The organism is Paenibacillus massiliensis subsp. panacisoli DSM 21345 (assembly GCF_000426545.1).
Lineage (GTDB): Bacteria > Bacillota > Bacilli > Paenibacillales > Paenibacillaceae > Paenibacillus > Paenibacillus panacisoli.
This window is the reverse complement of the sequence record NZ_AUFO01000032.1, coordinates 36,446-58,713: the sequence shown is the minus strand read 5'-3', so window position 1 is coordinate 58,713 and position 22,268 is coordinate 36,446. Positions and strand designations below refer to the sequence as shown.

Annotated in this window: 16 protein-coding genes; 1 reads left to right on the top strand and 15 read right to left on the bottom strand. The window is 39.0% G+C overall.

Going from position 1 to position 22,268, the window contains the following annotated elements:
* Positions 1–865 precede the first annotated feature (865 nt).
* From K331_RS0120405 to rfbA, 13 genes are all read right to left on the bottom strand, one after another.
* Entirely contained in the window at positions 866–2,266 is a 1,401-nt protein-coding gene (locus K331_RS0120405) for an undecaprenyl-phosphate glucose phosphotransferase (protein ID WP_018887676.1), read from the bottom strand.
* Positions 2,263–3,180, bottom strand: a complete 918-nt coding sequence (locus K331_RS0120400) for a glycosyltransferase family 2 protein (RefSeq protein ID WP_028591731.1) — start codon at positions 3,178–3,180, stop codon at positions 2,263–2,265. Before K331_RS0120400 ends, K331_RS0120405 begins: the two co-directional genes overlap by 4 nt.
* A gap of 173 nt (positions 3,181–3,353) precedes the next feature.
* Positions 3,354–4,319, bottom strand: coding sequence for a glycosyltransferase family 2 protein (locus tag K331_RS0120395; RefSeq protein ID WP_226383651.1), 966 nt, complete (start codon positions 4,317–4,319; stop codon positions 3,354–3,356).
* Positions 4,320–4,497: 178 nt separating this feature from the next.
* The gene (rfbD, locus tag K331_RS0120390; RefSeq protein WP_028591729.1) at positions 4,498–5,361 is read right to left on the bottom strand and encodes a dTDP-4-dehydrorhamnose reductase; all 864 of its coding nucleotides are present in this window, start codon (positions 5,359–5,361) and stop codon (positions 4,498–4,500) included.
* Complete coding sequence (rfbB, locus tag K331_RS0120385) at positions 5,362–6,381, bottom strand: dTDP-glucose 4,6-dehydratase (protein WP_028591728.1); 1,020 nt, start codon at positions 6,379–6,381, stop codon at positions 5,362–5,364.
* Between the two features lie 42 nt (positions 6,382–6,423).
* Complete coding sequence (rfbC, locus tag K331_RS0120380; RefSeq protein WP_028591727.1) at positions 6,424–6,972, bottom strand: dTDP-4-dehydrorhamnose 3,5-epimerase; 549 nt, start codon at positions 6,970–6,972, stop codon at positions 6,424–6,426.
* Between the two features lie 105 nt (positions 6,973–7,077).
* Positions 7,078–8,049, bottom strand: coding sequence for a glycosyltransferase family 2 protein (locus K331_RS0120375; RefSeq protein WP_028591726.1), 972 nt, complete (start codon positions 8,047–8,049; stop codon positions 7,078–7,080).
* Positions 8,049–8,978, bottom strand: coding sequence for an NAD-dependent epimerase/dehydratase family protein (locus tag K331_RS0120370; RefSeq protein WP_028591725.1), 930 nt, complete (start codon positions 8,976–8,978; stop codon positions 8,049–8,051). Before K331_RS0120370 ends, K331_RS0120375 begins: the two co-directional genes overlap by 1 nt.
* A gap of 64 nt (positions 8,979–9,042) precedes the next feature.
* Positions 9,043–12,864, bottom strand: a complete 3,822-nt coding sequence (locus K331_RS0120365) for a glycosyltransferase (RefSeq protein ID WP_028591724.1) — start codon at positions 12,862–12,864, stop codon at positions 9,043–9,045.
* A complete protein-coding gene (locus K331_RS30020) occupies positions 12,864–14,474 on the bottom strand; it encodes a class I SAM-dependent methyltransferase (protein ID WP_036635416.1) in 1,611 nt (536 codons plus the stop codon). Before K331_RS30020 ends, K331_RS0120365 begins: the two co-directional genes overlap by 1 nt.
* 6 nt (positions 14,475–14,480) lie before the next feature.
* Positions 14,481–15,695, bottom strand: coding sequence for an ABC transporter ATP-binding protein (locus tag K331_RS0120355; RefSeq protein ID WP_028591723.1), 1,215 nt, complete (start codon positions 15,693–15,695; stop codon positions 14,481–14,483).
* A 12-nt stretch (positions 15,696–15,707) separates the two neighbouring features.
* The gene (locus K331_RS32785) at positions 15,708–17,084 is read right to left on the bottom strand and encodes an ABC transporter permease (RefSeq protein ID WP_226383650.1); all 1,377 of its coding nucleotides are present in this window, start codon (positions 17,082–17,084) and stop codon (positions 15,708–15,710) included.
* A gap of 36 nt (positions 17,085–17,120) precedes the next feature.
* Positions 17,121–17,990 (bottom strand): glucose-1-phosphate thymidylyltransferase RfbA, encoded by an 870-nt coding sequence (gene rfbA / locus K331_RS0120345; RefSeq protein WP_028591721.1) that lies wholly within the window; start codon positions 17,988–17,990, stop codon positions 17,121–17,123.
* 119 nt (positions 17,991–18,109) lie between these two features.
* Between rfbA and K331_RS0120340 the strand changes: the two genes are divergently transcribed.
* Positions 18,110–20,563 carry an O-antigen ligase family protein gene (locus K331_RS0120340; protein ID WP_028591720.1) on the top strand — a complete coding sequence of 818 codons (2,454 nt, stop codon included), beginning with the start codon at positions 18,110–18,112 and terminating at the stop codon, positions 20,561–20,563.
* 314 nt (positions 20,564–20,877) lie between these two features.
* Here the strand turns inward: K331_RS0120340 and K331_RS0120335 are convergent, their stop codons facing one another.
* Positions 20,878–21,912 (bottom strand): acyltransferase family protein, encoded by a 1,035-nt coding sequence (locus tag K331_RS0120335; RefSeq protein ID WP_028591719.1) that lies wholly within the window; start codon positions 21,910–21,912, stop codon positions 20,878–20,880.
* A 1-nt stretch (position 21,913) separates the two neighbouring features.
* The gene (locus K331_RS33145; protein WP_036635415.1) at positions 21,914–22,252 is read right to left on the bottom strand and encodes an acyltransferase family protein; all 339 of its coding nucleotides are present in this window, start codon (positions 22,250–22,252) and stop codon (positions 21,914–21,916) included.
* Between the last annotated feature and the right edge of the window lie 16 nt (positions 22,253–22,268).

The window sequence follows — 22,268 nt, the reverse complement described above, 5'->3', positions numbered from 1 at the left end:
ACAATTTATACCTATTCAGAATTAGACCCTCAGAATGCTGCATTACTCGCGATTCGTATGTAATAAACAGGTTACCCCGTTCAATAGTAAACCTCTAAAAGACTGATCATTGGCAGGGCAAAAGGAATTAAAAAAGATCTGGTATGAAAGGTCGCTTTATTTACAGGTCATCAAAAGAAGAGCATATCTGTGCATATCCTTTCCCCTACTACCCCAAGATGGAACTCGAAGAACGCATACATGTGAATAACTTCTTAGTCGGCGGTACATTAACTAAGTCAAAAACTTAACTTCCTAACATTTTAGGGATAATGACTGAATAACAGGGACGATCATACCGATTTTATCCCCGAGATAAGCACAAACTGTGCACAGAATGTTTATAACTAGGGATAACTTGTGGATGAACACTGTGAATATTGTGAGTAACCTGTTAACATCTGTTTATAAACTGTGGGTAAGTCAGTAAAACTCATTCTTAGCACTCATTTCTGTGGATAAAAGTTATTTCTCCGTTTTCTTTTCCACAATAGCACCTCCACTTCAACACCTAACCGCACTTCACCTTGTTGTTACTCTTCATATCCCTACTCTGCCTACCTCTGCCTACCTCTTCCCACTAATTCCTCACTTCTCATTGCATAATGAACAGAGAAAGCAATCCTTCTTGTGGAACTTACTTGTGCATCATCAGCTGTCCATGCGACAACAAAAAACCTCACCCGGCTTGAACGCCGTGATGAGGCTCAATAATTTTCTAATAAGATAATGGTCATGAGTGCTTGATAGTTTACGTACCATAAGCTTGTTTATAAGCATAACTGACTCAAAAACTAACTAAAAAATCTTTTCATGCTTCTCATGATTAATATGCATTTTTGAAGCCATTGCGGATGGTCAGGAAAATAATTTTGATATCGAAAAGCAACGACCAGTTCTCAATATAGAAAATGTCATGCTTAATCCGCTCCTCAATGGAGGTATCTCCGCGAAGGCCATTGCTCTGCGCCCAGCCCGTAATTCCTGGTCGCACGTGATGCTTGACCATGTATTTCGGGATTTCCTCACGAAACTGATCTACGAAGAACGGTCTTTCCGGTCGTGGCCCGACGACGCTCATATGTCCCAAGAGCACATTAAAGAACTGTGGAAGCTCATCAAGGCTCGTCTTGCGAATAAAGGAACCGAACTTTGTCCGTCTTGGATCATTCTCAATCGTCCAGCCTGTATCTGCTGCACCTGGTGGGAGTAATCGCATAGAACGGAATTTATACATATAGAATGTGCGACGGTTAAGCCCTACTCGCTCCTGCTTGAAAATAATAGGTCCGCGTGAGGTCAGCTTCACTCCGATCGCCACAGCCAGCATGACTGGTGACGTAAGTATAATCGCAAACAGCGAGAACACGATGTCGAAGGTTCGTTTGAACAGTCGATTAGCCGCGATATCCAGTGGAATATCTCTGACGTTGATCATCGGCATACCTGCAAAATTATCGAAGTAGGGGCGTGCCGGCAAGTAATCAAAAAAGTCTGGAATGATCAGCGTGCGAACACCAGCTTTTTCACACTGATTAATGATTCTTGGATACTTGTGGTGAGCATCCAGCGGAAGGGCCAGAATGACTTCATCAATCATCAGTCGCTTTAAGGTAGCCTCAAGGTCACCGAGCGTACCAAGAATCGGCTGATACAGACCTTCCTCCTCCTCAGACCATGTACGCTTGTCATCGAGAAATCCGATTACCTCATAACCCAGATCCGGATACTGCTGGAGATTGGCATAGAATGTCTTGCCGAGTGTGCCCGCACCAAGAATTAATACGAACTGTTTATTATAGCCCTTCTGACGAACAGCCTTTAATACCTTCTTCACGTAGTAACGGTAACACAGTATCAGCAGTACGTTAGCCACCATATAGATAGCCAGATATCCCCGTGAGATGTTGATCTCTTTCACAAAGAACATGACACTCAAGAGAACGAACAAGCCCACAACATGGGTCTGCAGGATCTTCATCAGATCATCGGCATATCGTTTCTTACGAGTGGTCGTATAGAGCCCGATCATAATCCCGATAGACACCGCAATGGTCCCGTAGATCAGACTCCATCCACCGTACACCTCAATAGGAAGCGGCTGCTCATATGGGATGAGCCCACTCTCGAACTTAATGAACCAGGCAATCAGGAAGGAGAACTGAATGACTGCGAAATCTGCCAAAATATACAGTTGTGTTAGGAAACGCTGATTTCTGCGAATCATGCTTTCACCTCGGTACGTGATTCTTCATGCGTATTCGACGGTCTGGGCGGTGCAGGTGCCCTGAAACGATTCATCGCCATGGCCATTGTATATTTCAACGCAATACCTGACCAGACGGCTATATTCGTAAATAGATTATACTTGCTGTAATAATGCTTGCGATGAAACACCCACATCGCTCTATGAAACTCATAGATGATCTTTGGCGGACGACGTCTGGCGCTGCCTCCCTTGATATGAACAATATATGTGCGTGGATAGTAGTAAATACCCCATCCAGCCTGTTTGATTCGGTAGCACCAGTCAATATCCTCACCATACATGAAGAAGGTCTCGTCCAGCCCTCCGATCTGGTCAATGGTCTCTCGACGCACCAGCATAAATGCCCCAACAAGCACATCTACAGGATATTCTTCATCCGGGTCCAAATGCCCTAGCTGATACTGATTATACTTGGGATTATCGGGATAGCGCTTGGAAAAGCCGAACGCATAATAAAATGACGCAGATGGGGTAGGAAAGCCTCGCTTGCATGCTTTATCCAGTGAACCGTCGGGTAAGATTACTTTACAGCCTGCTGCCCCGAGATCCGGACGGCTATCCATCAACTCAACCATAGTCTCCAGTGTGTCCAACTGCATCAGCGTATCTGAGTTCAACAGCAGTATGTATCGCCCGGAGGCTACATCCATGCCTTGATTATTGGCTTTGGCAAATCCGGTGTTCTCCTCATTCGCAATCAGAGTAGCTGCTGGAAATTGTGCGCGTATCGCCTCCACGGAACCGTCACTGGAATGATTGTCAATCACAATGACCTCATAGCTGAACCGGGTCTGTGACGCGTATACCGATGCAAGACAGTCCAAGGTTAGGCGCTGCGTGTTGTAATTGACGATCAATATGCTTACATCCATGAAAGCTAATCTCCTGACTTCATCGTAATCTATCAATGATTATAGCATATTGTGCTGCGCTGTGACGGTAGAGATGCTTCACTGAGGGATTTTCGACACAGCAAAGAGACGTCTTACATCTATGTAGACGTTTCTTTGCGAGAAAAGTTCCAGCATCTGGAGAAAAATGCAGACTACAGCTTGCCCATTATGTAGACCAGCTTAAAAATAAAATGATCTGAAGCAGACTGTCTATAAAAAGGGGTCTGAAGAATATATTGGAGTCGTCGAACAGGGCCTTTGCGGTAAGCCCTCAGGAAGTTGTTGATGTCCTGCTGATATGTAGGCTTGACACGCTCTCCAAAGGTAGCCATAAATTCATCGGCCTGTATGCTGAGAATATATCGGTTTTTCCCCTTTATGAACCTTTTAATCCGTTTTACCCATTTGCTAAATAACCGGTCTGTAGCTCCCCCCAGCGCATTATGCTGATGCTGCCGATACAGGATGTAAGACTTCTCATCGAACACCACCTCACCAAAACAAGATACAGACAAATAGACCCACCAATCATGCATGATGACCTTATCCACTTGCTTAGGCATCTGTTGCTTGATCAGCAGCATCGCTTCACGATTCATCAGCATTGTACAACCTACACATACATTTTCAATCAGCGCGTTATAGGGGCTGAGCCTCTTCTCTGGCATAGGTGGCCATAGCTTCGTAGGATTCAAAGCCTCATCAGTCATCTGCGTCGTAGAGCAATACATTAGAGGACGTGTGTCAGCCTGTTCATTGGACAACTCAGTAGATAACTTGGAGTGAGCATTCAGCTTGTGAATCGCACTGATTAGCTTAGTAGACAACCACACATCATCCTGATCACAGAACGCATAGTAATCGTACTGGTCTGGGCATTGCTCTATTAGCTCAAAAAAGCTCCTCACCACTCCTATATTGGATGCTAGCATAGTCGTAATATGATTCGGGTATTGGCTTTCCCAATGACTCAGCCTCTCTAGTGTATTGTCTTTCGAGCCATCATCCCTGACGAGTATATGAAGATTTACTTCTTCTTGAGCCAGCAAACTCTGCATTTGCTCATCTATGTACTTCTCACCATTGTAGGTGGACATTAGGACAAGAACTGTATACAACGGCTGTCCTCCTCTTCTAAAACACAAATTAAAAAAACACTCAACCTCACCCTTCAAAGTATATTACGTGTCTCAAGCGGCATGCAATCTACAGCTCCTTAAAACAAATAACCTCACCACTCCAGTTAACGCTGGAGGGAGAGGTTGCTTTCATAAAGAGTGTATGATTCGGTATAGGCTAAGCTGAAAGCTCCTTGAGAAAATCCTTCAGTGCTTCACGCCAAGGCCGCAAGTCACTGAAGCCATTCGTACGAATCGACAGATGCTCCATCACCGAATTAGCTGGACGATGAGCTGGGCGTGGGAACTGGTCTGTAGTGCAAGGGTGCAGCTCCGCTTGAATAGTAAGCCCCATAATGTCCCGAGCTTCCTCAAAAATGGCTTGCGTGAACTCATACCAGGTGCAGGCACCACTGCCTGAGGCATGGTATATTCCATATTTATCAGTAAGCATCAGCTCAGCCAAAAAATGCACCAGATCCACGGTATACGTGGGTGAACCCTTCTGATCGTGTACGACCTGAAGACTTGGCTTTTCCTGTCCAAGCTTCAGCATGGTCTTCACAAAATTATTGCCGTGTAAGCCGTACACCCAAGAAGTACGCACAATGAAATAACGTGAGGATAACGTCTGAGTATGAACCTCACCAGCTCGCTTGGATTTACCATAGATGGACTGGGGGTTCGTATTGTCATATTCATGATAGGCTTGCTCCGATTGGCCATCGAAGACATAATCCGTACTAATGTAAATGAGCTTTGCTCCTACCCGTTCAGCAGCGACGGCCAGATTACGTGTACCTACTGCATTGACACGATAAGCACCGTCCACGTCTGTCTCAGCAGCATCTACAGCCGTATACGCTGCACAATGGACAATAGCGTCTGGCTTAAAGGCTGTAACGGCATCTAACGTCTGCTGCTGGTCTGTAATATCGAGCTGCGCACGATCACTAGCAAGTACTTCGTGGCCTTGTTCCGTGAAAATGCGTACGGCATCTGTCCCCAGTTGCCCAGCCGCTCCCGTCACCATGACTTTCATCTATTGATCCCCCAAGCGGGAAGCATATTGCTGCTGGTAGTATGCTTGATAGTCTCCAGACTGAATGCGCGTCCACCATTCTTTATTGGCCAGATACCATTGGATCGTTTCTTTGATTCCCGTCTCAAAATTATGCTTCGGCTTCCAGCCCAGTTCATTCATCGTCTTGGTCGGGTCAATGCCGTAGCGGCGATCATGGCCAGGACGGTCCTCTACATAGGAAATCAACGACTCTGGCTTACCTAGCTCAGCCAGGATCGTCTTGACGATGTGCACATTGGTACGCTCATTGTTGCCACCAATATTGTAGACCTCACCAAGCTTACCGTTATGAATGACCAGATCAATGGCACTGCAATGGTCCTCTACATACAACCAATCACGGATGTTCAAGCCATCTCCGTATACAGGCAACTGCTGATCATTTAACGCACGAGAGATCATAAGCGGAATCAGCTTCTCCGGGAACTGATAAGGTCCATAGTTGTTGGAGCAACGTGTGATGTTCACAGGTAAGCCGAAGGTCTCATGATAAGCACGCACGAGCAAGTCCCCACCGGCCTTGGAAGCAGAGTAAGGGCTATTAGGCTGTAGAGGTGTCTCTTCAGTGAAGAGACCTGTCTCACCCAGTGAACCGTAGACTTCATCGGTGGATACCTGTACAAATTTGGTTACACCATACTTCTTGGCCGCATCCAGCAACACCTGGGTTCCCAGCACATTGGTCTTCACGAATACTTCAGGCTCCAAAATACTCCGGTCCACATGCGATTCAGCCGCAAAGTTGACAACAACATCAATCCCTTGCTGCATCAGTTGATCGATCGCCTGAGTGTCTGTGATATCAGCCTTTACGAAGGTATGGTTGGGATTTTGCTCGATAGATTTCAAATTCTCCAGATTTCCCGCGTAGGTAAGCGCATCTATGTTGATAATTTGATAATCTGGATGCTGCTGCAGCATATACATGACAAAGTTACTGCCGATAAAACCGGCGCCGCCGGTGACGAGAAGTTTCATAAAGTCCTCCATGATTACAAATGTATTTTAGTGTCCAAAACATCAAACTAATTCAAAATCAATCTCTTCAAATAGCGGATGTTTTGTATCTTTTTCAGACAAGATTACTTTAGATGTAGGCCAATCAATATTCAAGTTAGGGTCATTCCACAGTATCCCACGATCATGCTCAGGTGAATAGTACTCATCTACTTTATAAAGAACCTGAGTATTAGGAACGAGTGTACAGAAACCATGAGCGAAGCCTTTTGGAACCAGAAGTTGTCGCTTGTTGTGCTCACTTATTATTACCCCTACCCATTCACCAAAAGTAGCTGAGTCTTTACGAATGTCCACAATTACATCATATATCGCTCCCGATATCACCCTTACTAACTTAGTTTGGGCTTTGGGTGAAATTTGATAATGCAACCCCCGTAATACTCCAGCCTCTGCTGAGAGTGAGTGATTATCTTGCAGAAAATTATACTTGATGTCATTATCATGGAACAATTTTTCATTATAACTTTCTGTAAAAAAACCTCTATGATCACCGTATACTGCAGGCTCAATTATTTTTGCACCGTCTAGCTTCAAAGAGATTACTTTCACATTTTTGCTCCTTTCACTTAAGCTCAGATATTTACCTAGAGTGTCTAGTTATAGTTTAATTATTATATTGGGTACATATATAAAAGGTGATTAACACTAGTGGCCCTATTTAAGCAGTTTTTGAACTTTAATCCAGAAAGAATAAACCCCTTTTTTTACAAGCCAATGTTGTACAGAAATGACATATTTCATCTTATATTGACTTTTTTCAATTCGTTGATTTTTTAAATAACGAAACGCCTCTAGTAGACCCTCAATGTATTCTTTAGATAAGCCTTTTTTTTTGAAGAAGCGATATTTCATGAATAATCCTAAAAGCAAAAAAGGGGAGTTAAGCAAGATTTGAACAAGAAGCATGTTTTTGTATATTAAAAAAATATTATTCCTTGCTGACAGCTTTACTTTTAGAGGAGAAAACCCTCCACCAGTTGTTGCACTTCCTATATGGAGTATCTCGGCAGTAGAACAGAGGACATTTCGAAACCCATATAACCTTCCTCTATATCCAATATCAACGTCCTCCAGATATGCAAAAAAACGTTCGTCAAAATACCCTATTTTATCAAAGAGGCTCCGTCTGTAAATTGCAGCACCCGCGCAAGCACTAAAGACATCCTGATCTTTGTCAAAAAAATGCTTGTGTTGTCCATGCCCCTCTTGATAAGCATTACCAAAAATAGTATACGTATCTCCAGCGTCATCCACCAAACAAGGGTCATGATAAATCAACATTTTGCTAGAGCATGAAAAAATTGATGTATCTTGCTCGATACAATGAACTAGATTAAAAAGCCAGTCAGCATAAGCTATTGTATCATTATTTAAAAGCACAACAAACTCACCTTGAGATCTCATAATCCCGGTATTTACGGCTTTACTGAATCCCAAATTTGAAGCCAATTTTATTATGGTAATACTAGGAAGGACAGACTGAGCTAGATTAATACTATTATCAGTCGAATTATTGTCCACTAGGATCACTTCAAAATCAGTGAATGTTTGATTTTTCAAAGAACAAAGGCAATCCTGTAAGTATATGTCACCATTGTAGTTCGGAATGACAACCGATACCTTCATTAATTAATTCCTCTAATACTTCTATATAGGGATTCAATGCCTTTTTCTGCCGCTACTTTAGAATAGAAACCTAGCTTCTCCTGAGCTTTACGGGGATCAAGTACATTTCTCTTAACATCATAACTTCTTTCACTGTAGAATTTAACTATGGCATCAGTACCTGTAACCATTTCAATTAAGCGAATGATTTCAAGTAACGATAACCCTCTTCCAGTGCCTACATTAAATATCGGATCTGAATCATTTCGCGGAGGCTCATATTTTAAAGATGTAATAATTGCCTCGCACACATCTGAAATCTCAATGTAATCTCTGACAATTTGTCCTTCACCATAAATGGATATTGGTTCATTATTTAGAATACGATGCATAAAAATAGAGATTGCTCCAATTTTTTTATCAGGTGACTGTCCAGCACCATAAGGGTTCGCAACTCTAAGTATAATGTTGTTCATATTAAATAGCTTGTTGTACATGAGTAAGATTTTTTCAATTGTTAGCTTCATATTTCCATAATGATTTAATGGAGAACACGGCATCATCTCATTCAGTAAATCAGCATTTACTTCTCCATATACAGTTCCACCTGAAGACAAGAATATAATCTTTTTAATGCCCACTTCTTTTGCAGCCTCTATTAACTCTAATGTTTTAATAACATCTTTAGAATATGGCTCCAATACATTTTCCATTGAACTAGAGGGTGTAACGCTACTAATTAACTGAATAATAGTATCTTTTCCCTCTAGATAACTCTTAAAATTAGTTTCCGAAAAAAAATCGCCCTCAATTACATTATACTTTCCTTCTGGCAACTTTTTTTTGTTGATATTACGGTCATAAAGAGTTACCTTCGTGCCTCTAGAACAAAGCCTTTTAATTAGCTCGGCCCCAATAAACCCTGCCCCTCCAAAAACAATTGTGTTCATAGGGTCTTTCCTTTCTACATTGTTAAAGTCACCGATCATTAAGACCAGTGACTTTAACAGCTATTCAAAAATAATCGTAATATCTACTTGCAAAATTATGCATAGTAAATTGTTTGAACAATACCGAGGTATTCTCTTTATATTCCAAAAACTTCTCCGGTTCATTAGTCATTACCTTCATGGCATCAACAATGTCATCAACATTAACAATACCTTGATTTAGCTCAAGTAAAATTCCAGCTGACTTATTCTCTTCTTGAGATTGAATCATGTAACGAATTTCCCCAATGTTGGTAGAGATTACTGGTTTATCGTAAGCTAAATACTCGATTACTGAATTAGGTAAGCTCTCCGAGATGAAATAAGTTGGTAACAACGCTACATCAAAAACCTTAACCCAGCCAATCCATTCAGAAGGTTCCCGCAAGTCCATAATAAAATGGATATAATCATAATTCTTATATTTTTCTTTAAGAGCTTTAGAATACTCACTGTCGCCAACCAAGATGAGATGGGAATTCGAGTTACTTTCTTTATTTAATTTTATTATAGCCTGTATACTTTCTTCCCAGCCTTTTTCTTTAATGGCACGAGAAACTAAGCCAAATACAAAATCATTCTGCTTAATACCTAATATAGCCTTGTCTTTTTCAGGAATGCTTTGTAAGTCATATCCATAGTATACCTTTTTTATTTTATTTGGCTCTGATACTTTTACCTGCTCAAAGATCTTCAGATTTTTATCTGTTGCGTGAATAATATGATTAGCTCTCTCTAAAACCATCGGGACTATATTCAAAAAATCATGGTCCCAATCAGGATTTTGTTGAAGAGCCTCATAACATCCATGCATAGATAATACCCAATTTATATCTTTGCTTTCTTTTATTGCATTAAAGACGATCTTATCAGACCACCAAATATGAGAATTAATTGTGTCAATATTAAGATTTTCAATATAAGATTTTAATTCTTCTGGGTTACCCGTGCTAGGCAACACCTTCACAGAAGGAGAAATCATTTTAAGCACAGATTCTTCCTCCAGCCAAGGTCTAGCATTGTAAATGTACACATTTTGGAAAGTTGAGAAGAAATTCGCAAGTCTTATAACCAGCATTTGTCCCCCACCAACTTCAAAATCAGGCGTAACAAAAAGTAAATTCTTCGTTTCGCTTAAATAGTTCGTGCCGGAAAATTTTAGCACTGCATTTTCTTTAACCAGTTTCATTTTCTCTGCTAATTCCGGGTTATCAAAGATATTTCTACTACTATAACCTGCACATCCTAGCCTTTCATAATCTTTAGGAACTTGTTCCAGGAATCTGTCCAGCATACTCACAGGTAATTCATAAGTGTCAATAATATATTGCTTAATGTCTAGCAGTTCTCTATAAAGGTCAACCTTTTGTTCATTTCTGCTAATGATGCTTTGAGAGTGTCTACGGTGGTAATTTAAGATTTCAGGTGTAAATGAAATTTTACCCTGCTTCAGAACAAACAAATAGCCGAACCAATCCCCACCGATCTTGTAGTTCTTCAACTCTTTGTCAATGCCTGCTAGTGCAGATGCTCTCATAAGAACTGCGCTAGCATTAGGAATAGTGTTTTTGATACCTAAACCTTGAACAACTTCATCTTTTCCACTAATACAATACGATTGTAACCACTTATCAACAGATAAGTCATCGGTATATTGAGTATAATGATAGTCTACTTTATTTGAATGTTCATCGATGATTTGAGACTGTGCATAGGAAAGATTAACTTCCTGATCTTTAAATGCTGGAAGCAATCTTTCAAGCATAACGGACTCACACAAATCATCGGCTTCAGCTATCCAGATAATATCTCCTTCAGCTTCTTTAATTCCGTTAATCCATTGCCCAAAGCAACCTACATTCTGTTGATTGACAATAACCTTGTGTTTAATATTGTGCTCATTCAAAATTTTTCTTGCCAAATTAACACTATTGTCCTTCGACACATCGTCCAAGAAGATAATTTCATATGGTGTTACAGTTTGGTTAATAATTGATAGAAGTCTTTGTTCAATAAAAGATTCGTAGTTATAATTTGGAATAATTACTGAAACCTTATAATCAAGTTTTTCAGTTGTCGACGGCTCAATACTCTTCAAAATGTCGCCAACATATGTCGTAAAATTAAACTTCTCCTCTATTGCTTTGTGTCCTCTATTAACAATTGAACTGTAAATGTCTTCATTCCCCAGAATTCTCTCTACTTCCATAGCCATTGAACTGACATCCAGATAAGGTATTGGGCTAATACCAAGCTCAGTTACAAGCTCAGGCATTCCTCCACCATCTTTAAAGGCAACAACCGGAGTCCCATTATCAATGGCTTCTAGTGCAATAGAGGGAAAAGGATCTTCTCGAGAAGTTAAAACAAAAAGATCGGCTCCTTCAAAAATAGGTAGCGGGTCAGACTGGAACCCAATCATATGAATATTATTGGTGAGTCCTAAAGTATTCGCATCATGCATCAACCATTTTTCAAGAATTCCTTCAGTCTCACCCATCCACACGAAATGCATATGACGAAGCTGCTTCTTATGAACCAACTCCTGAGCTAGTTTGAAAAATAAATCAAGACCTTTTCTAAGGTCACCATATCCGCAACCCAATAAAACAGTTGCATCATTGGGTATCCCTAACCTTTTATGCAACTGAGCTTTCGCAAGCTCTTTATCTAAATTCTTTGATCTTTTTTTATATATACCTTGAGGCATAATCAGAGATCGTTCCTCATCAAGAGGGAAATACTCGACAAAGTTATCCTTAACAAACTGGTTAGGAAAAACGACTTTTGTTGCATAGCGAGCTGCAAGCTTGGCGGCCTCTGTAAAGTTATACGTATGGATTGAAGTGGGTAATTCGTGAATTAAGGAAATCGTTTCAATGCCATTGTTTTTAAGAGTTTTAACTAGAATACTTGAAACTACTGAATTAGCTATGCAGTACTTTACACCACTCATTGATAAAGAGCGAACTATATCATTTACTTCCTTTTCATTTTCAAGAAAAGATAATGAATGTTGATGTAGACTGATTACCTCAGCAACTTCTGCGAAATCTTTTTCCAGGGGCCCTCCTTTAAGTAGAATGGCAATAATCCTTTTACCATACACACTCTTAAGAATCTTAATCATATTTAATGACAAGATCGAAGCTCCTGCATTTTGGGCATCATGCACTATGAATAAAATTGCCTTCTCATTATTTACAGCACTCTTGCTTTCAATTGTAACCTGATTATGAAACTCTATAATATTCGTCTGAGGGTCAGTACTGTATAGCTTTTGTTTAACTTTAGCTATTGCTAATTTGAATCCTGATGCCTTAATCTCCTGAAAGAATCTCTTGCGCAAATGAGGCTGAAGCCTAATCGTCTTATTAAGTTTTACCCCATACATTTTGAGTTTATTATACACATATTCACTTTTGGAGATTCCTATTAGCTCAAGCTGGCTGATCTCAAAGGATTCAGAAGAACTAAGATGGACATCAATTCTCGATATATTGAAATGCGTCTTAAAATAAAAAGGGATACTTGTGCCATTAAAATCCCCTACATCAAATTTCTGTAGTTCCCCATGTTCTCCGTGACAAACAAGACTTACTTTACCTTGGTCGTTAGAATTAAAGATGCAATAAATAAATTTCACAAATTGAATTTCTCTGCTTACTGAGAATGTTATTTGTGCCTCTTGATCCGATTCAAGCACGTAAAATTGGTTATTTTCATTAGTCCCTAAATTGCTAACGTTATTAGTCTTGAAAACGTCAGAGGTCCTAAGCATGTTATTTTTTTTTGTGTTTCTATCTAATACGGCATTAATTGTATCCAACAAATGACCTACTGACATTAATCCACACCCATTTTCTTGAATTTAGATATTAATTTCCATCTTTTTGATGCATAAATTCTATTTAATTCATCTGATTGTTCACTGACTTTTGCTTCTAGATTTCCAATGGTCGCACTCATTTCTTTCATTTTCTCTTCCTGTTCTAAGAAGCTTCTCGTACGTTCATCTAATTGTTGAGTACGTTCATCTAATTGTTGAGTACGTTCATCTAATTGTTGCGTTTGTTCATTTATACTTTTTGTAAATTCATGTACTTTAGCTTCTAGATCTTGTGTTAACTTTTCTACTAATACAGTCAATTCTTCTTTCTCTTTCCTTACTTCGTATATATCTGATTCGTATTCATCGTTCTCTTTTTCCAGGCTCTCTTTTTCTTGCAACAGATTGTCTAATATTTCTTTCAACTTATTTAATTTTTCGTTAGAAAAACGGACGGTATCACTTCGTTCATCTAACTGCCCTAAAAGTATAGATTGTTCTCTCTTAGTTTCCTCAATATTTTCTACCAGAACGTCTATAAACTTGTATTTATCAAATTCTTGATCAATTATAGATAACGTAATTACAACTTTTTGCAAATCAAAAAAGCCATGTAGATCCATTAGGATTTGTGGATCAGAATTGAAAAAGACACAAAAATTATCTTGTACGTATTCTGCATTCGTCTCATAAGAATCAAGTGTATGAGTTGTTCCATCCTTCGCAATCAACTCTATGTTCTCAATTTTTAGAGAACAACTGACATTCAATGGGTCAAATCTAAGGCGGCTCACTTCTTCAAAATTATCTAGCTCGAAAGTGATCTGGCCAGAGTAAGTTTTGTTATTAATAATCGTTTGACTTTCGCTAAAACCCTGTCCTGTATCCACATACAACTGCGAAAAATAGTAATTGCTAGTTAAAGGAATATTTCTAAGTACACCCTCTTCAGACAACGGGTCATTCTTTCTTATCTTCAGCACATATTGGTATACATCTCCGAAGTCACGTGTCTTTAGAAAAGCTGAAACAGAATTGGGGAGTCCGTCAAAAAAATTGCCGATCTCCGTCTCACCAACCCTTTTTATTACGGCACTTTCCTTAACTGTGACATATCCACTGGATTCTATCATATTTATCAACGTAGGATAGGTGAAAAATCGAATGTGTGTATCATCCAAAATGCCTATTGGTCTATACTGAAATTTGTTATGCAACATTTCAATGATTACACTGTTATGTGCAATGTTCGGAATAGAAATACATACCGAGCCATTTTCCTTTAATAAGGAAGCAGCAGACTCCAGGACACGTTGCGGGTTATACAGATGCTCTAATACGTCTGCAAAAATGATATAGTCAAACTTTATATCCCTAAATTTCTCCAGCCACTCTAAACTTTCAATATCTCCTACTATTCCCTCTTTTGCATATTGTAAAGCTTTAATGGCTGCCTCTTGATCTATTTCCACGATATAAACATCGCACTGTAATTTCTCTTTCATGTAACGAGTTAATCTTCCTGCAGCTGGACCAAATTCCAGCACTGTTGCATGAGCCTCAATTTCTTTAGCTATCAGCGCCAAAGAATTATTAGAGTTCAAGTCTAATTCGAAATCGTACTTCATTTAAGCTCATCCTTTCATACTCCAAGAATGGGGTAAGACACAAAGACCTTCAGCAACATATGGGGCTTTTACAAAGAAGTCACAAACTTGTGCTTTATAATCAATGGGAACATGAGCATTTTTTTCAAACAAAGCAACATCAAAATAGTAGCTGCCACCTAGAAGATTAAAATCAGAATAATTTAAATATATAGTGTTCTGACCTTTCTTATAGTCGATTTTCACTTTATCTAATAGAGTGTTCAATCCACATACATAAATATTGTCAATTGTATGAACAGCTACTCCTACTACAATATCTATATCTTCTTGATTCATCACAAAATCAATCTTAATCTTAAAATCCTCACCACTTTGTATCTCATTACCATGTTCATTAGTCTGATTAATAATAGATACATCTTCAACAAAACCGACAATTTCTTTGTTCAATACCCTTGTCTCTGATGGCACTTTACCAAAAATCGGTTTTTTCGTTTTGTCTTCACCATACTTTAGAAAGTCAGTATAACGATCACATACAGTCTCTGTGTCACCTTGGGCCTCGATTTTGCCCTGGTTAATCCATATTGCTCTTGTACAATATCTTTTTATACTATTAATATCATGAGAGACGAATAGAATAGTCTTCCCATTATCTCTGAACTCATTAAATTTCTCCATACACTTCAATTGGAATTTCAAATCACCAACAGCCAAAGCTTCATCTACTATTAGAATCTCTGGATCGACATTTATTGCAACAGAGAATGCTAGTCTTGCAAACATCCCACTTGAATATGATTTTACAGGTTGATGAACAAAATCGCCTATATCAGCAAAGTCTAAAATAGATGGTAGCTTCGCTTCCATTTCTTCTCTCGAAAAACCCATCATCATACCGTTGAGAAATACATTTTCTATTCCCGTATACTCTGGATTGAAGCCTGCACCCAACTCTAGCAATGCAGAAATTTTACCTTCAACAACTACATCTCCTGAGCTAGGAGACACCACACCTGTAATAATCTTAAGAAGTGTGGATTTCCCAGCTCCATTTTTCCCAATAAGGCCAACTATCTCGCCTTTGCTTACAGACATGGATATATTATTTAGCGCAAAAAATTCTTTGTGATATTTTCTTTTTTTGATACTAAGAGATTCTTTCAAACGATGGATAGGCGAATCATATAATTTATATATCTTTGAAATACTCTGAATTGAAATAATTGAACTCTCCATGTTCACACCATCCTACAACACATCAGCAAAGTGAGGTTTAAGTTTTTTCATGATCACTATACCCAGAACAAAGAATACAGCAGTCAGCAACCAAAAATAGATAGATTGATTATATCTCTCCCAGAACCATACCTTATAAATCAAAGAGTCTCTATAACCCTCAACGACATAATAAGCTGGGTTAATCTTCAGTATCCATCTGAACTGGCTAGGAAGCATGGTTGAATTCCATAAGATAGGTGTAAGCCACATTCCAAACTGTAGCACCAAGCTAACAATCTGACCTAAATCTTTAAAGAACACAATCAATGAACTCGTAATTAATGAAATACTATACACCATAACAAAAGCAGCAATAGAATAATAAATCAGCTGAATATAGTAAATATCAGGGTACAGACCATATACTCCATAAATAAGTAACGTAATTAGAATAAAGAAAATATGAACATAACTACTCGATATAATCTTCATAAAAGGAAGAACACGAATTTGGAAGACAACCTTTTTAACCAAGTAATTGTACTCTATAAGTGAATTCGTTGAATTTCCCAAAGATTCTGCAAAGAAGAACCACGGTACTATTCCGGCTACCAACCAGAGTATAAAGGGAACCTCTTGCACTGGTCCTGATCGAAAACCTACTTCAAATACAAACCAATAGATAAGGACAGTTATAACAGGCTGAACAAACGCCCAAACAACACCTAGATAAGAACCAGCGTATCTTGTCTTAAAATCATTTAACGATAAACGATAAATGAGCTCACGGTGTTCTACCATTTCCCTTATTAGATGAATGATATCCTTCCTAATCTTCAATAATAAACACATAACTATGGACACAATCAAAGAGATGCCAATTACCAAAAAATATTTAATATATGCATTATCTCTAAGGACATCATTCTTAATGCTATTAGGAATGGAGACATAAACATACGGATCTGTACCATCTGTTTGAAACGAGACACTAGTTTCGTTAAATTTAATATCTGAGACTTGGTTACTATTCTTCATAGTTATATTACTTAGTGGCAAGTCGTAATCTTGATATATAGAAGTCAGTTTTATGTCAGACAAAGTTGGCTTAGATGGTTGCGCCCCTAAATCAAATCTAACTTTAAATACATTAGTATCCATTTTAAATTTCAGTTCTTGAGTGACATTAGGTGTAGCATAGTTTGCTTTCACAGAATTTTCTTCAGAGAGTTCGTCATCAGCTGAGTCTAATAGGTAAAGTTGAAAATCATCCGTGAATTCGTTTGTGATATTTGCCTTCAGATGCATCGTACTAGGAGTTTGTACAACTATATTCAATAAAAATGAACATGCAGTAACTATTAAGAAAAATACTAAAAGCCACTTTAATTTCTTATGCAAATGCAAAAAAATTACCCCTTTAATGAGAATTGAACTATATATTTATCCATTAGCCACGATATCCAATAGATAGCGACCATACTCGGTCTTTAAAAGCGGCTCTGCCAAAGAAGACAATTGAGAGCTATTAATATACCCCATGCGATAAGCAATTTCTTCTATGCAAGCTATGTATAGCCCTTGGCGCTTTTGAATAGCCTCCACAAAATTAGACGCCTCTAATAAAGACTCGTGAGTGCCTGTATCTAACCAAGCCATTCCTCTCCCTAGAAGTTCTACTTTTAACTTCGACTTCTTGAGGTACTCATCAATGACTGAAGTGATTTCAAGCTCCCCACGTGCTGATGGAGACACTTGCTTGGCGATGGATACTACTTCACTATCAAAAAAATACAAGCCAGGTACTGCATAGTTGGACTTTGGCTTGTCTGGCTTCTCCTCTATAGAAAGCACATTACCGGCTGCATCGAACTCTACTACTCCATATGCTCTAGGATCTTTTACATTGCATCCAAAAATAACAGCGCCTTCTGTGAGCTGAGCAGCTTTTTGAAGAGTTTTGCTGAAATTCAAACCATAAAATATATTATCTCCAAGAACCAATGCCACAGGATCTCCATTAATAAACTCCTCACCGATTACAAATGCTTCTGCAAGTCCATTCGGTTGTTCTTGCACACTGTATTCAATAGTGATGCCTAGTGATGCACCATTCCCTAATAGCTCCTGAAATAATGGGAGATCCCTGGGAGTAGAAATTATTAATATCTCTTTAATGCCTGCTAACATCAGTACAGAGAGTGGATAATAAATCATTGGTTTGTCGTAGATTGGGAGCAATTGTTTAGATACAGCCCTTGTTAATGGATACAACCTTGTTCCTGATCCCCCAGCAAGTATAATTCCTTTCATTCGTTGTTCCTCCTAAATTTATATAATGTACCTAATAGATCAAATCAAAGATCAGTGTTTTACTAGTGAAATATGTGCTAAAATATTGACGTATCTACAAGAAAAGGAGATTGTAAACCTTGTCGAATCCAGTATACGGGAAACAGACCCGAACGTCGACCCATGACGAGAAAAGGTCGTCTATGTTTTGGGTGTTAATTGTTGGCATTATACTCTTATGGACCTGGGCACCATTTCAGGCCGCGCTGTTCAACGGACAACAGCTGAATTTCGAAAGACCGCTATATTGGGCTGTAGTCATCTCCTCACTTTTGTTCATCCCAGGCATTGTAACCTATTATAAGAAATTCAAGCTGGAAGAGCAAAGAGACTGGCTGGCGATTATAGTACTTCTGTTGCCGTTGTCATATATTATTTCGTTAATCACAGCTGCCTCGCACTACTTGGCTATGAATATGGTACTCGCGCAATGTGTCTATGCTTCCATATTCATCCTTTCATTGTACCTAATGCAAGACCGATTGGGAAATAAAATCATGCACACCATGATAATGTCACTGGCTTACATCATTGTGGGCTTTGGCTTCATCAACTGGTTCGGGCAGTGGGTGTTCGCCGGCAAGCTCGTTGGCTGGTTCTCCAGCATGGTGCATAACGATCGTTATATCAATGCTGTTATGACCGATTCGAACGGTCTTCGTCTTACATCAGTGTTCCAATATGCCAATACATATGCCGCCTTCCTGATGGCATTCTTGTTCGCTGCAGTATTCTGCTTGATGAAATCCAAGACTTGGTATGGGCGGATGACGCACGCATTTATGCTAGTACCTATTCTTGTTTCACTGTTCCTGACGTTGTCTCGTGGGGGATTAGTGTTGTTACCAGTTGTTTTTGTTATCCTTTTATTATTCTTCAAGCCTGGGCAGCAGCTCTTATGGATCATCCACTGTGCGGTTGCCGGGATCGCGTCTGTTATTGTTCTAGTCCCGATTACGAACATGGGACTGCAGTTAAATGAGACCTATAGTGGAGGCTTAGCTGCTAAGGCTTGGTTGATCCTTATTGCAGCGTCCGCTGTCACAGCAGCAGTACTATGGTTCATCCAGCATAAGTTGGCTCCAAAGTTGACTACTGAGGACAGTGGCTGGAACACACGTAGATTTGCGAATCTGTGGCTTCCCCTTGGCTCAGTAGTAGTTGTAGCTGTAGTTGCTTATCTACTGATTGGGACAAGTCTTCGTAACATATTGCCAGAGAACGTTCAGACTCGGATTGAGGGAATTAATTTTCAGCAGCACAGTGTATTGGAGCGGTTCACCTTCTATAGCGATGCGTCCAAGCTTCTTGCTGATTATCCGGTAATTGGAGCCGGCGGCGGTGCCTGGGCATCCTTGTACGAGACTTATCAGGATTATCCATATGTCAGCCGTCAAGCTCATAACTTCTTTATTCAATATCTGGTAGAAGTCGGTATCTTAGGATTTGTAATCTTTATGGGATTCGTGCTGTATGTGTTCTACAAATATATTCGTGGTTATATGAAGCAAACGAACGAAGAGCGTGAAGGGCATTTCCTGTATGTTATCATCACTTTATCCATTCTGGTGCACAGCTTCCTGGACTTTAACCTAAGCTATGTATTCATGGGTATGCTAGTGTTCATGGGACTTGGAGGAATGGCTGCAGCCATGGACAGTCAGCCGCTAAAGCGCCTGACGATGGGTTCAGCATTCAAGCCTGTGTATTCGATTACTATGGGGATTCTGACAGTTATCGTTCTCTTTACAGGATTGCGCTACCTGCAGTCCAACGGCGCGATTAATGAAGCCAGAAATCTGTACAACGTAGGTGGATCAGCGGAACAAATCCAGACTGAGATACAAGATGCTTTGTCAATACGACCAACTCATCCCGAATCGGTCATCATGCTATCTTCCATGTACCAATCTTTTTATCAACAGACACAGGACGACCAATTCTATAATGCGGACCAAGAGCTGCTCGATCGTGCCTTGAAGCAGGAGCCATACAACAAGTCATTTGTAACGAATCTTATGAATCATTATCAGTTGAAGAACGATAACGCCAAAGTGTTTGAGATCTTAGAGAATACTATCCCACACTACAACTGGGATATAAATTGGTACAACAATCTAATAGCTCACGCCTATTATTTAGGAAATCAAGCGAAAGAGCAGCAGAATACTGCTGCTGAAGAGAAATATTTTGCAGCTGGCCTTAATGCTTACCAACGTATTCTGGAAGGTGTTAAACACATTGAAGCACTTCCAGAGGGCCAACTCTCCGGTCGCGCGTTCGGAGTTACACCGGACATAGCACTAAATATCGGAAAAATCCAGTTTATCTCTGGCCAAGCAACCGAGGCTACCACTCTTCTCCAAGGCTTCTTGAATGAGGATCTTAGCAACGCTACCAACAAAGAGATTGCACGGTACTATGTTGCTGCGACGCAGAAGCTAGGCCAAGCTGACCAAGTCTGGCAGGATCGTCTAATCCAAGCTGATCCGGAAGAGAAGCAATTACTCGAGCAACTAAATAATATGCAATAATACTTTAAGCAAGGCTAGAAGCATTGGAACTGACTGGGGCGGTCTTTTGAGGCCGCTCCAGTTTTTATATATACCTGCCCCCTAAAATGAATCATCCTAACTTCAAATGACATTTTGTAAATAGCGCCACAAAATGCTCTAATTCCACCGCTATTCCGAACTATAAGAAATCTGTGACTTACACGACGATAATGTACCTGGAACAGGAAAACGCTTCTCTTAAATCTTAAGAGAAGCGTTCTTCGCTTTAATTACATTGTCATGAGCTTGGTAATGAAGTTGAGAATTTCTTTGATTAGTTCTTTTGATTTCATTTAAATGCTTCTATATTTCCTGTAACTTTTTATTGAATAATCAAATAGTAAAGAAGTTAAAATCAAAACAATAAAGTAAAGTCCATATTGATAGTATCTACTGATTGTAACGCTATCGCCTAACAACATTTTAAAGAAATAGCCTACTGGAAGATTCAAAAAGAATAACTGCATTGATAAAGACCCGATTCTCTGTAATATTCCGAGTGATAAAAATTTTCTAACCCAAGATATTTTCTCGATTAATATTATAGTACAAGGCAAAATAACCAAATCAGTAATTATGATAAAATCTATTGTGTTCGCATACTCACCACGATAGATAATAATGATATATGATATGAAAATTATTATTGCAGCCAACATACCAAATATATTAATTTTAAGCCCATATTTCTTTACGATCACACTAAAGATGCATCCTACAAAAAAGCCTAATAGCCCTCTCAGCATATAACCATTTAAAATCGGGAAATTCCATTCATTTTTAAGTGCTATTAAGCCAATAATAACTATTACTACATATATTCCAAAAGCTCTTTCTTCACTTTTATATTTACAAATATAGAAAAAGAGACTGTATGCTAGAAATAAAGGTGCTAAAAACCACGTTCCTCCGCCAGCGATATCAATTCGATAATCACCACCACCTGGAATATATCCACTCTGAAGAAATAGCAAATTATAAAAAGTGTCGTATATATTGATTTGCCCTCCGCCAATTACAACATATAAAGAACATAAGGCTAGATTGACAAATAGCAAGGGATATACCATACTTACTCTTTTTCTCGTATAATCTAAAAATTCAATATCTTTAATTTTATCGGAATAATTGTATATCATTAAGTAACCTGAAAAGAAAAAGAACATTTCTACTGGAATATAGCCTATAACAGATACAGTATACATTATTTTATTAAATAGATTAGTGTGACTATCTGGCAATCCAATAAGTCCAATAATATGATAAAAAGCAATAATTAAGGCGCCTATTCCTTTTAGCGAGTCTATATAGGCAATATTCTTTTTCATTTTAATACCTTCCTACTCCATCTTTAGCATGAATGGGGAACAATTTATCGCGCAATTGCATAAAAGGTGTCTCTATAAAGCGGAACATAAGAATGGCAATTGCATATGTTACAACTAATGATATTAACATTAAAAGTATCGAAGATAGAACAGAAGGATTAGTTTGGTACTTTCCTGCTATAAACATGAAGATCGGAAAATGAACCAAATATACAGAGTAACTTGTCTTGCTCAAAAATGTTATGAGTTTCCTAATGGCTCCTTGTGACAAATTATTAATTTTGCCCCTCTCAAAATACGCAATAAATAATGCACAAGAAATAGAAACAATGATAAACAAGAAAGTTCTACCATAA

Excerpts from the sequence above, each read along its gene's own strand:
- K331_RS0120375 (WP_028591726.1), bottom strand. The coding sequence starts at position 8,049 with ATGAAGGTATCGGTTGTCATTCCGAACTACAATGGTGACATATACTTA.
- rfbB (WP_028591728.1), bottom strand. The coding sequence starts at position 6,381 with ATGAAACTTCTCGTCACCGGCGGCGCCGGTTTTATCGGCAGTAACTTT.
- K331_RS30020 (WP_036635416.1), bottom strand. The coding sequence starts at position 14,474 with ATGAAGTACGATTTCGAATTAGACTTGAACTCTAATAATTCTTTGGCG.
- K331_RS0120335 (WP_028591719.1), bottom strand. The coding sequence starts at position 21,912 with ATGAAAAAGAATATTGCCTATATAGACTCGCTAAAAGGAATAGGCGCC.
- K331_RS0120355 (WP_028591723.1), bottom strand. The coding sequence starts at position 15,695 with ATGGAGAGTTCAATTATTTCAATTCAGAGTATTTCAAAGATATATAAA.
- K331_RS0120370 (WP_028591725.1), bottom strand. The coding sequence starts at position 8,978 with ATGAACACAATTGTTTTTGGAGGGGCAGGGTTTATTGGGGCCGAGCTA.
- rfbD (WP_028591729.1), bottom strand. The coding sequence starts at position 5,361 with ATGAAAGTCATGGTGACGGGAGCGGCTGGGCAACTGGGGACAGATGCC.
- K331_RS0120400 (WP_028591731.1), bottom strand. The coding sequence starts at position 3,180 with ATGGATGTAAGCATATTGATCGTCAATTACAACACGCAGCGCCTAACC.
- rfbA (WP_028591721.1), bottom strand. The coding sequence starts at position 17,990 with ATGAAAGGAATTATACTTGCTGGGGGATCAGGAACAAGGTTGTATCCA.
- K331_RS0120365 (WP_028591724.1), bottom strand. The coding sequence starts at position 12,864 with ATGTCAGTAGGTCATTTGTTGGATACAATTAATGCCGTATTAGATAGA.
- K331_RS0120405 (WP_018887676.1), bottom strand. The coding sequence starts at position 2,266 with ATGATTCGCAGAAATCAGCGTTTCCTAACACAACTGTATATTTTGGCA.